The sequence below is a fragment of the Arthrobacter sp. YN genome, from assembly GCF_002224285.1.
Lineage (GTDB): Bacteria > Actinomycetota > Actinomycetes > Actinomycetales > Micrococcaceae > Arthrobacter.
Genome location: NZ_CP022436.1, coordinates 4,973,361 through 4,985,438, shown reverse-complemented (window position 1 = coordinate 4,985,438; position 12,078 = coordinate 4,973,361). Strand labels below are relative to the sequence as shown.

Here is a 12,078-nt window from a genome sequence, read left to right as displayed (position 1 = left end):
CCACGGCCTGGTCCAGGCGGTCAAGCCGGGACAGTAGTGTTGGTGACGTCCGTGTCCGCGGGCACATCACTAAGAATTATTGGGGAAACACATGAAGAAAAATTCGCTGCTCGGATTCGGGGCATCGGCACTGGTGATTTTGGCTCTCACGGCTTGTGGTGGTGGTACCACGGCTTCACAGGGATCAACGTCGGCCCCGGCCAGCGAGGCTGCTACTTCGACGCCGACCCCCGTGAAGCAGTACACCAAGGAAGAGCTCATCGCGTTGGTCGGGCAGGTTAAACTGGCGGATGGCACCAGCCCCGCCGTACTCTCCGGCGACGAGCTGCTGGCGCAGTATGACTCGATGGTTAAGGGATTCGCAGGAGCCACCATCGAACCCGCCGCCTGTAAGGATCCTTTCTTGCTGGGGGCGCCGCGCACCATCGACGGTTCCACGGCGGCCGGCACGACCCGGACCAAAGCCAACGGTTTCATCAGCAGTGTGTCAATGACCTCCGGCGTCGATGCTGCCCGTCTCCAAGACGATTTGGAGAAGAGCAAATCCCAGGCGGAAGAGTGCAAAAAGGTGTCCTACTCAGCCGAAGGGCAAACGCTCACCACCTCTACTCAGAAGGTCGAAGGCGTGGGCAACGTGCCCGGAACAGAGGGTTTCAAGACGGTGATGGTGCTCCCTGACGGACGAACTGGCGCCATCTTTATTGCGCATGCGATTAAGAATGGTGTCCTGATCTCCGCCTCGGCATCAGCCGAAGATGGCGTGGCCGGCGGCCCGGAAGCAGCCGGCGCCCTCATGGACCAGGCAGCAGCGCTGATCAAGTAGTTCTTGCATGTCCGGGCCGCGCAGGCGGGAGCCTTCCCGCCTGCGCGGCTTTTTGGTGCCCCTAAGGAACGGCCAGAGCCAGGGCCTCCACCAGATGTTGGTAGGTCTCCTCGATGTGGCCCCTGCGGCTCGGGATCACCGTGGCAGACGGGCGCTCGTCCAGGCCGCTGGTGAGGTCCTGGTACATCGATTCCAACAGTCGCCGACCTCCGCGTCGGGCTCCATGCCTTGGTCAGGACGTTGCCGGCCGCGAAATTGCCTGGGCTCGGTATAAGGTAGGGCGTCATGGCCCTGCGACTTGTTCAAGTGAACTTCAAAGCCCGGGATGACTCTGCTCTCGGGAAGTTTTGGGCTGACGCCCTCGGATGGGGTATTTCCAGCGAGGGGCCAGGTGTGACCAACGTTGAACCCGTGGGGTTCACGTGGCCGGACCCTTCAGCCGTCTGCGTTGACGTCGTGGCAGTTCCGGACCCGGAGACGGTGAAATACCGGGTGCATCTCGATCTCGCTACCACCTCTGCTGCTCACCAGGCGGAACTTATTGCGCGGCTCAAGAAGCTCGGCGCGACTCCGGCCGATATAGGGCAGGGAGAGGTGCCATGGACGGTGCTGGCAGATCCCGAGGGCAACCTGTTCTGCGTCTTGGAACCCCGCCCGATCTATCAGGACACCGGACCCATTGCCACTGTGGTGGTCAATTGCGAAGATCCGCGGGGTATGGCCGCCTTCTGGAGCGGGGCGACGGACTGGACCTTGCACGAGGTGACGGATGAACACGCGAGGCTGCGTTCGTCCGCGGGGGTCGGGCCATATCTGGAGTTGCTCCGGACGACGGACCCCGACTCATTGCAGAACCGAATACACCTCGACCTGATGCCCTACTCCGGTGACGATCAAGCGGCAGAAGTGGGCCGTTTGCGCACGCTGGGTGCCGTTGACGCCGATATCGGCCAGGGCGACGTGTCGTGGCGGTGCCTCACCGACCCTGAGGGCAATGAGTTCTGTGTACTGCGGCCAGGCTGACGACAGGCGGGGTGTCTAGCTGCCTTCGGCCAGCGGCAGCGTAAGGCTGAAGTGTGCCCCGCTGGGGCTCGGATGCGCTTTTGCCATGCCATTGTGGGCGATGGCTACGTTGTGGACCACGGCGAGGCCCACACCCGATCCGGCCACGCTTCGCGCACTGGTGGATCGGTAGAACCTGTCAAAGACACGGTCCAGATCCTCCGACGGAATACCCGGCCCCGTATCCCGCACGTCAAGAGTGACACCTCCTTTTGAGGCGGTGAGGGCTACCCGGACCTGGCCCGGCTCGGGCGTGAATTTGCCGGCGTTGTCCAGCAGATTAGTGATGGCGCGGGCCAGCCTGACGCGTTCTCCAGGCACGAGGAGAGGGCCGCCGGGTCCTTCCAGGGACCATGCCACCCCGGGGTAACGCCGTTCCGCGTTGTCCATGCAGAAGAGAACAAGTTCGTTGAGATCAACTTCTTCGATGAAGGAAGGGGACTCCTTGTTTCGGGCCAGGTCGATCAGGTCCTCGATGAGGGACTGCATGGCTATCAGTTCATGCTCCAGGGCCCCGGTAATGCGTTCCTTGCTGACCTGGGGAAGTTCGGAGTTCCGGAGCATTGCTGCGTTGGTCCGCAGCGATGTCAGGGGTGTCCGCAGTTCATGGGAGGCATCGGCAATCAGCTGCTCCTGCTGGTGACGGGATTGCTCCAATTCGCTCAGCATCGTATTGAAGGCGTTGCTGAGCCGGTTGATCTCAGTGGTGGTGCTTTGAGGGATCCTGATGTCAGTGTTGCCGGTTTGGGCGATACTCTCGGCTACGGCCGTGAGCCGATCTACCGGACGTAATCCGCGTCGTGCGGCTATGTAGGCAGTGCCTGCGGCCACCACTAGGGCGCCCAACACTGTTGCCGCGAGCAGCCAACCGAGTCGCTCGAAGGACGCCAGCACCCTGTCGTCCCTGACACCCACTACCAAGGCTCGCTGATCCGGCAGAGGCCTGACATACACGCGGATGGGGTCGTCGCCGATGGCCGCTTCCGTGAAGAAGGCCGCACTCTCACCCGACGCCACCTCCCGCATCTGACCGGTGATGGGCAGTGCCGGCCCGGCACCGGAGTCGGGGTCTTCGTTGGGCGTCGGTGCCACAAGTTGGGCACAGGCAGGCGAACGGACCCAGGTGCACTGCGAAAAGCCTTGCCAATTGGGATCGGTCTGGATCAGCTGGATGATGCGATCCGATTCGCGCCTCAGGGAGAGATCCTCGTTCTTGCGCAGTTCATGACCCACAAAGACGTACACCAGTACTGCGAACACTGAAACAGTGAGGGTGATGGCCGCTGCGATGACCAGCGTCATCCTCAGCCGTAGCGTCACGACGCAGCCAGCCGGTATCCGACGCCGCGAACGGTCTGGATGATCCGTGGTTCACCCTCGGCTTCGAGTTTTCGTCGCAGGTAGCTGATGTAGACCTCCAATGAATTGGAGGCCGGCGTCATTGCATATCCCCACACGGCGTCACTGATCTGGCCCCGGCTGAGTGCCTGCTCAGGGTTTTCCGCGAGGACACAAAGAATGGCGTACTCGGTGCTGCTGAGGTCAATCCACCGTCCGTTTTGCCTCACGGCGTGGGCCTCGGGCACCAGTTCCAAGTCGTCGTACCCAGCGGGACTGGCCGGAAGGTGGGTTGTCCGGCGCGCCATGGCCCTCAACCGCGCCAACAGCTCATCGGGTTCAAAGGGCTTGGAAAGGTAGTCGTCCGCTCCGGCATCCAACCCCGCAACGCAGTCGGCCACATCGCTGCGGGCCGTGAGCAAGAGGATCGGAACTGCATTGCCGGCTGCCCGGAGCATTCGGCAGAGGCCGAGTCCGTCCATCACCGGCATCACAACGTCCGCCACCAGCAGGTCCGGGGACGTTGCGGCCACCCATTCGAGAGCTTCCCGGCCGTCAGCTGCCGACTCAACCTGGTAGCCGGCCGCTTCAAGCAGGGACTGCAGGGAGCTCCTGATGTCCGGATCGTCGTCAACGACCAGGACTGTTATGGGCTCCGTCATGGCCCCAGCATAGTTTGCGCGGCTTCAGAATCCTTTAAGTTCATTTCTGAACCATGGGGCTATGGAAAAGGACATCGGAACCACCTTCGCAACCGCCGCGCAGCGAGGTCTGCTCACGTCGCGGCGGCGTCGCCCCCGTGCAAGGGACTGGGTTGTGGGCATCTCTGCCGGGGCAATGATTGCTCTGATCTTCGGCCACAGACTGGTGCCGGAGGCTCACGGGATAGCGCTCGCCATCGAGAGTTTCCTGCCATGGCTGGGGGTGGTCATAGCTGCCCTTTTGATCGTGGCGTTGCTCTCGAAAGCGTGGGCTGGCTCCATCCCAGCGGCGGCCGCTCTGGTTTCCTGGTGCGTGGTCTTCCTGCCAGTCATAGCGACGGGCACCGCACCGGCTTCCGCTCCAGGCGCCTCGGAGGCGGCAGCCAACGGATGGAGCGTTGCCACGCAGAACCTCCGCGCTGGAAATCCGGAGGCCGAGGCGGCGGTGGAAAAGGTGATCCAGTCCGGTGCCGCCGTCGTGGTCCTTCAGGAGCTCACCGGTCCCGCCCTGGAGCGGATTGCGCCGTTGATGGACCAGACGTTCGGGTATCGGCAGGTAGCCGGGACGGTGGGAGTGTGGAGCCGGTTTCCCCTGAGCCAAGGCAGGCCCCTGACCTTGGGGCTTGGCTGGTCCCGCGCCATGAGCGTGCAGTTGGAGTCGCCGGACGGCCCCGTCCAGCTCTATGCCGTGCATCTGCCCTCGGTCCGACCCGGTGAAGTGCGCAGCCGGAACGCCGGGCTTGCCAAGCTCAGCAGGCTGGTGGAGGCGGATCCGTCGTCGCGGCTCTTGGTGGTCGGAGACTTCAATACGGCGAACACAGACCGCTCTTTTGGCCCACTGCTGGGGATACTCGACGACGCCCGGGCCGGCTTCGGTTTCACCTGGCCGGCCAGCCTCCCGGCCACCCGACCGGACCACATTCTGTTCCGCGGATTCACCCTTTCTGGTGCCTCCGTCATAAAAACGCCGGGCACGGACCATCTGGCAGCGATGGCATGGCTGCAGCCGGGGCCAACCCGGCCGACGGTGAGCCTTCACCGATGACGGACAGCTCACGCGCGCTTCGACACTCAGGGTGAGCCGGCTCCCTTAGTTGCCTGACCTTAGTTGCCCGACGCCTTCAGCAGGTGATCCGGCAGCCGGTTTCCCGGCGCCCGCCCGCGGATTTCCAGCAGTTCGCGGGCATGAGCGTGCAGCTTCTTGTCCTCCTCGGAGACTGGCACCCAAGACGGAATCGGCACTGCAGTGCCACTTTCATCGCGTGCCACCATCACCGTGAGGCAATACGTAGTCAGGTTCATTTCGCGGTTCTTGGGATCCCCGGAGCGGACGTGGACCGCGATGTGCATGCCCTTGGCGCCGGTGTAGACGAGACGGGCTTCCACCTCTACGACGTGACCGATCAGCAGGGGCCGGTAGAAACGCACACCACCGGAGAATACGGCCACTGTGTCCTTCCCGGCGTACCGGGAGGCGCACACATATGCGGCTTCGTCGATCCACTTCATGACGATGCCGCCGTGGACCTTGCCGCCCCAGTTCACATCAGTGGGGGACGCCATGAACCGCAGGACGACGCGTTCGGCGGTGCCGGCGTCGGTATATTCCTGGGCGTTCATCGCATTGACGATCTCCTCGCGGACCTCGATGCGCGCCAGGGCATGGTCGCGTTGCTCGATCTCTTCAGGCGTAGACGGCTCAAACTGGGGGACGGGAATCGGTTTGCCGTCGGGCCCCACCGCCACAAAGATCACCATGCACTGGCTGTGCATCGTCTCAGGGCCGCCCTTGGGGTCCCGCGAGCTGACCACGGTGTGGATGTGCATGGAGGAGCGGCCGGTGTAGACGATGGTGGACGTCACCTCCACCATGTCGCCGCTGTTGACCGGATCCGTGAAGTGGATGTTGCCCACATAGGCGGTGACACAATACGACTTCGACCAGCCCACTGCTGCTGCGTAGGCTGCCTTATCCACCCACTCAAGGACCGTGCCGGCGTCGACTGACCCGCTGTGTCCAACGTCCATGGGAGCCGCGAGGAAGCGGAGGGTCACTGAATTGGCGGCGTCATCGCTCATGCTTGGAATCTTACTGTTGGCAGGTTTCTGTTACGTGACTAAGTCGGCTGTCCCAGGGGTTGAACGGGTCACGCGCGCTGGATGCCAAGGGTGGCGATGAGATCCTCGTGCAGCTCGAACCAAGCGCGGTGGAATGAATCGCGGTCCGTAGCCGTCAACCAGGCCGTATCCTCTGGAACGCGCTTCAATGCGTTCAGCAGGCGCTCGGAGTAACCCTCGAAGCGGGGGAGCGCGCCGGCGAGCTGGGCTTCGAGCGGACGCCACGCTGCCAAGGCGCCTATCAGGACATCCATAGCCCCCTCACCGTCCGGAGTCTGCAGCTGGATGGCGCTGCAAGCCTCCACGACGCCGGTGTTTAGGTCCGCGAAATCGTCATGCACGGCCAGTACCGCGCCGCGTGCCCCTGCATGATCCAGCTCTTGGGCAAGCAGCCGCTCGTTCTCAGTTCGGCCAAAGCTCGACAACGACCAACCACTGCTCCCCGCAAACGTGCTGTACGTAACAAGGCCGTTCACACCGGCATCGATGAGCTGGGACTCCACCGCAAGGCGATCCTGTGCGAAGCGCGCCGCTACAGCCTCCGTATCCGCGAATCCGAGGAGGCGCACGGCGTGCAGGGTGAGAAGTGTCATTTGCTGTCCGCCACGGTGACGGTTCCTTGCGCGCCGTCTACGGTCAGCGGGCTTCCGTCGGGGAGCAAATCAAGGGCATCGCGGACGCCCAACACGGCTGGAATTCCGTATTCCCTGGCCACTATCGCTGCGTGGGACAGCATTCCGCCGGTCTGGGTGACTACTGCCGATGCCATGGCGAACAGAGGGGTCCATGCGGGGTCGGTGGTGCGGCAGATCAGGACATCGCCGGCCTGGAAGCGGCTGAATTCGTCGGGTCCGTGAATGAGCCGAGCGGGCCCTTGGACAGTCCCGGCGCTGGCGCCGACACCGGTGAGGATCGTGTTCATCACGCTAGTTCTACCACCGAAACCGCTGCCCCGGCACCATTCGGCCTGGTCGTACGCCACGAAACGTGACAAGCAGCTGATCGACCAAGTTGCACCATAAATGAGAATCAATATCATTTAAGACATGCCTCATCACCCCGCCCCCATGTCCCCTGTCCGCACCGCGCCCAAAAGCAGGCTTCGCGCACAGCCGATTGCCGCCGTCGGGCTCTCTGCCCTCTTGCTGACAGCGTGCGCCGCCCCTGGTGGCTCAGCCGGCAACGCAGTCGACGCAACGCCCCAAGCCACCTCCGCACCCAGCGCAAAGGAGGCTGGGGCGCCGACTCCGCGGCTCGTTTACACCCACGACGCCGGCATTTCCGTTCTGGACGCTACCTCGCTTGAGCAGGTGGGAAGTGCGGAAATGTCCGGTTTCAACAGACTTAACCCGGCCGGTGATGGCCGGCACGTCTTCGTCTCCACAGGCGACTCCTTCCGCCTCTTCGACGCAGGCGCCTGGACGGAGCCGCACGGCGATCACAGCCACCACTATGTGGCCGAGCCCAAGCTGACTGAGTTGGCGTTTGCGGCAGACAAGGCCGGTCACGTGGTGCTGCACGGAGATAAGACCGTGCTCTTCAATGACGGTTCCGGGAAGGTGGAGAGCTTCCAAACCCCTGCGCTGGCCGCTGCAGTAGAGGACGGAAAGCTGCCCGCGACTGACGTCTACACAACGCCCGAGGCACATCACGGTGTGGCTGTGGAGCTGGAAGACGGCAAGCTCCTGGTGACACTCGGCAACGAGGAGGGGCGCTCGGGCATCGCGGTGCTGTCGGCGGGCAAGGGGCAAGAACGCAAGGAAGTAGTGCGCAACGAAGAATGCCCCGGAGTTCACGGCGAGGCCGTAGCCGCCAACGAAGCTGTAGTGGTTGGCTGCGAAAACGGGATGCTCATCTACAAGGACGGCGCCATCACCAAGGTCGCCAGCCCTGATGCCTACGGCCGGATGGGAAACCAGGCGGGCTCCGAAAAGTCGCCCGTCATTCTCGGTGACTACAAAGTGGATAAGGCCGCCGAGCTCGAGCGGCCCACGCGGATCTCCCTGGTTAATACTGAGACGGCCAGCCTGCAGTTGGTGGATATCGGCACCAGCTACTCCTTCCGCTCGCTCGGCCGCGGGCCCGCCGGTGAGGCGCTGGTACTTGGCACGGATGGCGGCCTGCGTGTGATCGATCCCCTGACCGGTACCGTTACGTCGACGATCCCGGTGGTTGGGGCTTGGGAAGAATCCACAACCTGGCAGGACCCGCGGCCAACGCTCTTTGTCCAAGGCTCGACGGCGTTTGTCACCGAGCCGGCGACCCGCACCATCCACGCGGTGGACTTGAAGACCGGCAAGGTGGCGAAGTCGGCGCAGGTGGAGCACGTCCCGAACGAGCTGACCGGCGTCAAGGGCTAGGCCCTCCCGACCCCGATCCTCTCTCACATCCCCATGCTTAAACGCCAACGGTCTCTCACTTTCCTGAAGGAAGTGAGAGACCGTTGGCGTAAAGGGGCTGTTATGTGAGAGAGGGTCGGTGGGTGCTTATGCCAGGACGCGGAGCTTGGATCCTGAACGGCCGAACAGTGCGGCGTCGGCGGAGATTTTGCCTGCGCCGGCCAGTGCGAGGGCCAAGGCGGCTCCGGCGAAGAGCAGCACCAGCTCGTACCCGCCGTTGCCGACGAAGACGCCGGCCGGCGCGTGCACCAGGAAGAGTGCGCCGAGCATGTTGACGGCCAGGAGCGCTGCGAACACGCGGGTAAGAAGCCCGATGATCAGCGCGATGCCGCCCACGAGCTCCAGGGTTGCCACAATCGGGGCAACTGCTGAGGCGCCGGGCACGCCCATCTGGGCGAAGGAGGCCTGGGTACCTGCGATGGTGAATTCGTTGAACTTCTGCCAACCGTGCGCGGCGAAGAGAAATCCTGCAATAACGCGCAGGATGGTCAGGGCTGTGGTGGTCAAGCTGGACTTGTTCATACTTCAACCCTTCAGGAGTTAGGTTGAAGTGTCAACTAATCGTGGCCTTTTATGACCAAACTCCCAGCTACCTGACTTCGCGACGCTCAAGGTAGCGGGCATCCGGTTCTGCAAAACCGAACTGCTGGTACAGACCATGTGCATCGCTGGTGTGGAGCATCCAACGGAAGTTGGCCCCCGGCCCGGCGTCGATCATCTCCCGGACAATGGCCTTGCCCAGCGACTGGCCGCGCGCGGATTCGTGGACGTAAACGTCGGCCAGGTAAGCGATGGCGACGCCGTCGGAGAACGCCCGGGCGTAGCCCACCATGGCGCCGGTGCGGGAATCGTAGGCACCCACGATCCGCCAAGCGTTGTCCAACTGTGCTTCAACATCGGCGCGAGTGCGCCACCTCCCCCAGTAGACGTTGGTGGAGAGTTCATTCCAGAGCCAATCGCGATCAACGCGGTCCTTGTCTGCGGAAAGAACGTAGGTCATCGCGCAGCCCCCTTGGTCCGAACAGGACGGCTGCCGCGGGGCTTTGCCTGAAGCCATGGCTGCAGCAGCCGGGTGGTGATCGGCAGGAAAATGTAGGTCATCAGCGGCGTGAGGATCACGATGTTGAGGAGCACCGCAAACACCAACGGCCAGTCCTGCGTCAAAGGATGCAGCAGGAAATTGGCCAGCAAGCTCAAAGGGAAGAACGGCAGGAAGATGCTGATGGCCTGCTTCCAGCGCGGCGGCACCACCGTTTCGGGCACAACGACCGAGACGTCGCCAGGCCGCGAGAACCAGCCCTCAATCCCCGTGTGACGCTCCACGCGGGTGGTCTCCATCATGTCCCTCGCGCTGTCGATCCACCAGCGCCGCTCCTCGGAGTCCTCCCACTCCTGCAGCGACTCGGCGTCAGCAAAGCGATAGAGCATGTGCCATTCGGTGGAGTCCACCCCATTGCGAACCCACCCCGACCCCAGGTATCCCGGCCATTCGCGGGCGAGTTCCTGGCCGGCGTGGGCCCACGCGTTGGCTTGGCGGGTATAGCCCGGCAGGATGGTGCGGGCGACGGAAACGGTGACGGGATGCTCGTGTGACACGGCCCAAATGTACCCGGCCCACAGCGGACTAGGCTTGTTTAGTGCCTCAAACCACAATCACACCCACGCGCTCCAACGCCCGCGAGATCCTCCGCCTGGCCGTCCCCGCGTTCGGCGCGCTCATTGCCGAGCCGCTGTTCCTGCTGGCCGACTCCGCCATTGTGGGGCATTTGGGCGTCGACCAGCTGGCAGGTGTGGGCCTCGCGTCCACCATCCTGCACACCGCAGTGGGGCTGATGGTCTTCCTGGCGTATTCGACGACGCCGGCAGTCGCCCGGGCCATCGGCGACGGCAAGTTGGGGAAGGCTTTGGCAGCAGGGCGCGACGGCGTGTGGCTGGCGCTGCTGCTGGGCCTGGCGCTCGCCGTGGTTGGCTTTGTGGCGGCTGAACCGCTGGTTGGCTTCATGGGGGCGACCGGTGATGTCCGCCAATTTGCCGTCGACTATTTGCGCTGGTCCATGCCGGGCCTGGCCGCGATGCTGCTCATTTTCGCCGGGACCGGCGTCCTCCGTGGGCTCCAGGACACCCGGACTCCGTTGCTGGTGGCCACCGCCGGTTTCGCGCTGAACATCGCCCTCAACCTGTTCCTGGTCTACGGACTGAACATGTCCGTGGCAGGCTCCGCGATCGGCACCAGCATTGCGCAGTGGGCCATGGCGGCGGTCTATTTGGTGATGGTGAGCCGGAATGCGCGGCAACACGGCGTGTCCTTGAAGCCCGACTGGCATGGCATCCGGGCCATGACCAAGGTGGGTTCATGGCTTATGTTGCGCACCCTGAGTCTCCGCCTCGCCATCCTCGCCACTGTTCTGGTGGTCACGGCCCAAGGGGCTGTGAACCTGGCCGCGCACCAGTTGGCCATGACCATTTTCTCGTTCCTCGCGTTCGCCCTGGATGCCCTCGCGATTGCTGCGCAAGCCTTGATCGGCAAGGAACTTGGCGCCAGGAATGCCCAACGCGTCCGTGAGCTGACCCGCACCATGATCCGCTGGGGCCTGGGATTCGGCGTGATCACCGGTGTACTCCTTGCCATTGCGGCACCCTGGGCCGGCTACCTCTTCACTCCCGACGCCGGTGTTCGCTCCGCCCTCACTGTCGCTCTATGGGTCCTGGCGGTCGGGCAGCCGCTGGCGGGCTATGTCTTCGTCCTGGACGGAGTCCTCATCGGTGCCGGCGACGCGCGCTATCTGGCGATTGCCGGCGTCGTCAACCTGGTGGTCTACCTGCCGCTGCTGGTGGCCATCCACCAGTTAAGGCCCGACGGCGAGGCGGGGCTCCTCTGGCTGTGGGCCGCGTTTGCGCTGGGCTACATGCTGGCCCGCGGGGTGACTTTGGGGCTGCGCGCACGCACTGATCGGTGGATGGTGCTGGGTTCCCACTAAACTGGACGGGTGACTCTCCCAGCGACTCCTGCCCAGACTCCTTCTGCCTCCGCGGCCGGACTCTGGAAACCCGTGCTGATCCGTGCCACGGTGGTACTGTTGTTTGGCGCGGTCACCATCTTCTGGGCTTCCCCGTCCGTGCACGTCCTGGCGTGGGCCGTGGGCCTGTATTTGCTTGCGACTGCCGGGGCCGTGTGGATGTCCCGCGCTTTGCCGGCGGCGGTGCCTGCGGTGATGGCGCTCGGCGGAATTGGCGCACTGGTCACCCAGTCTGATGCGGGCGTCGCTCTTTCAGCCATGCTGGCGCTGCTGGTGCTGGGCCTCCTCGAGGTGGTGCACGGCATCAGGAAGCGTGATTCCCTGGCTCGCGACTGGCTGGTTTCCGGCGTCATTTCCGTTGGCACGGCCGTTTTGCTGCCGTTCTTCACCTCGCTCGGGGCCCATGCGCTGTTGGGTGTTGCCGGCGGCGGGGCCATCATTTCCGGCGTGCTGTGGATCCTGTCCGGGCTGACCTTGCGGCATGATTCCAAGGCAAGCTCCGGTGGCACGGCCCAGGCTGCTGGGCCCAGTGCTTCGCCCGAGGCCGTAAACTAGTAGCTGGACGTTCTACTCGTTGTAGAACTTTTACAGACCGGCGGACACGAACCGCCATCATTGGA

The 12,078-nt window shown here is 63.7% G+C and carries 15 protein-coding genes; 6 read left to right on the top strand and 9 right to left on the bottom strand.

Annotated features, from left to right (window positions below; translation table 11 throughout):
• Window positions 1-91: 91 nt before the first annotated feature.
• On the top strand, window positions 92-823 hold the full coding sequence (locus CGK93_RS22995) for a hypothetical protein (RefSeq protein ID WP_089597010.1): 732 nt from the start codon (window positions 92-94) through the stop codon (window positions 821-823).
• Window positions 824-884: 61 nt separating this feature from the next.
• Here CGK93_RS22995 and CGK93_RS24465 read toward each other — a convergent pair whose 3' ends face one another.
• Window positions 885-1,019, bottom strand: coding sequence for a hypothetical protein (locus CGK93_RS24465; RefSeq protein WP_269768462.1), 135 nt, complete (start codon window positions 1,017-1,019; stop codon window positions 885-887).
• 89 nt (window positions 1,020-1,108) lie between these two features.
• Between CGK93_RS24465 and CGK93_RS22990 the strand changes: the two genes are divergently transcribed.
• Window positions 1,109-1,846, top strand: coding sequence for a VOC family protein (locus CGK93_RS22990; RefSeq protein WP_089597009.1), 738 nt, complete (start codon window positions 1,109-1,111; stop codon window positions 1,844-1,846).
• Window positions 1,847-1,861: 15 nt separating this feature from the next.
• Here the strand turns inward: CGK93_RS22990 and CGK93_RS22985 are convergent, their stop codons facing one another.
• Both CGK93_RS22985 and CGK93_RS22980 read right to left on the bottom strand, forming a co-directional pair.
• A complete protein-coding gene (locus tag CGK93_RS22985; RefSeq protein ID WP_089597008.1) occupies window positions 1,862-3,187 on the bottom strand; it encodes a sensor histidine kinase in 1,326 nt (441 codons plus the stop codon).
• Window positions 3,188-3,201: 14 nt separating this feature from the next.
• Window positions 3,202-3,885: a response regulator transcription factor gene (locus CGK93_RS22980; protein ID WP_232481478.1), complete on the bottom strand. Its 684-nt coding sequence runs from the start codon at window positions 3,883-3,885 to the stop codon at window positions 3,202-3,204.
• A 61-nt stretch (window positions 3,886-3,946) separates the two neighbouring features.
• Between CGK93_RS22980 and CGK93_RS22975 the strand changes: the two genes are divergently transcribed.
• Window positions 3,947-4,969 carry an endonuclease/exonuclease/phosphatase family protein gene (locus tag CGK93_RS22975; RefSeq protein ID WP_089597007.1) on the top strand — a complete coding sequence of 341 codons (1,023 nt, stop codon included), beginning with the start codon at window positions 3,947-3,949 and terminating at the stop codon, window positions 4,967-4,969.
• A gap of 59 nt (window positions 4,970-5,028) precedes the next feature.
• On the opposite strand, the gene CGK93_RS22970 is transcribed toward CGK93_RS22975, so the two are convergent.
• The 3 genes from CGK93_RS22970 to CGK93_RS22960 form a co-directional block, all read right to left on the bottom strand.
• Entirely contained in the window at window positions 5,029-6,003 is a 975-nt protein-coding gene (locus tag CGK93_RS22970) for an acyl-CoA thioesterase (RefSeq protein ID WP_089597006.1), read from the bottom strand.
• Window positions 6,004-6,071: 68 nt separating this feature from the next.
• The gene (locus tag CGK93_RS22965; protein ID WP_089597005.1) at window positions 6,072-6,635 is read right to left on the bottom strand and encodes a hypothetical protein; all 564 of its coding nucleotides are present in this window, start codon (window positions 6,633-6,635) and stop codon (window positions 6,072-6,074) included.
• On the bottom strand, window positions 6,632-6,964 hold the full coding sequence (locus tag CGK93_RS22960; protein WP_089597004.1) for a PEP-utilizing enzyme: 333 nt from the start codon (window positions 6,962-6,964) through the stop codon (window positions 6,632-6,634). The genes CGK93_RS22965 and CGK93_RS22960 overlap by 4 nt, the downstream gene beginning before the upstream one ends.
• A gap of 124 nt (window positions 6,965-7,088) precedes the next feature.
• Here CGK93_RS22960 and aztD point away from each other — a divergent pair, with 124 nt between their 5' ends.
• Entirely contained in the window at window positions 7,089-8,402 is a 1,314-nt protein-coding gene (gene aztD / locus CGK93_RS22955) for a zinc metallochaperone AztD (protein WP_232481477.1), read from the top strand.
• 126 nt (window positions 8,403-8,528) lie between these two features.
• Here the strand turns inward: aztD and CGK93_RS22950 are convergent, their stop codons facing one another.
• The 3 genes from CGK93_RS22950 to CGK93_RS22940 form a co-directional block, all read right to left on the bottom strand.
• The gene (locus tag CGK93_RS22950; protein ID WP_089597003.1) at window positions 8,529-8,963 is read right to left on the bottom strand and encodes a DoxX family protein; all 435 of its coding nucleotides are present in this window, start codon (window positions 8,961-8,963) and stop codon (window positions 8,529-8,531) included.
• Window positions 8,964-9,030: 67 nt separating this feature from the next.
• Window positions 9,031-9,441: a GNAT family N-acetyltransferase gene (locus CGK93_RS22945; protein WP_089597002.1), complete on the bottom strand. Its 411-nt coding sequence runs from the start codon at window positions 9,439-9,441 to the stop codon at window positions 9,031-9,033.
• Entirely contained in the window at window positions 9,438-10,037 is a 600-nt protein-coding gene (locus CGK93_RS22940; RefSeq protein WP_089597001.1) for an antibiotic biosynthesis monooxygenase, read from the bottom strand. The genes CGK93_RS22945 and CGK93_RS22940 overlap by 4 nt, the downstream gene beginning before the upstream one ends.
• Window positions 10,038-10,078: 41 nt before the next feature.
• On the opposite strand from CGK93_RS22940, the gene CGK93_RS22935 reads away from it, so the two are divergent.
• Together CGK93_RS22935 and CGK93_RS22930 are read left to right on the top strand one after the other, a co-directional pair.
• On the top strand, window positions 10,079-11,419 hold the full coding sequence (locus tag CGK93_RS22935; RefSeq protein WP_089597000.1) for an MATE family efflux transporter: 1,341 nt from the start codon (window positions 10,079-10,081) through the stop codon (window positions 11,417-11,419).
• A gap of 9 nt (window positions 11,420-11,428) precedes the next feature.
• Window positions 11,429-12,013, top strand: a complete 585-nt coding sequence (locus CGK93_RS22930; protein WP_232481476.1) for a DUF308 domain-containing protein — start codon at window positions 11,429-11,431, stop codon at window positions 12,011-12,013.
• Window positions 12,014-12,078: the final 65 nt, after the last annotated feature.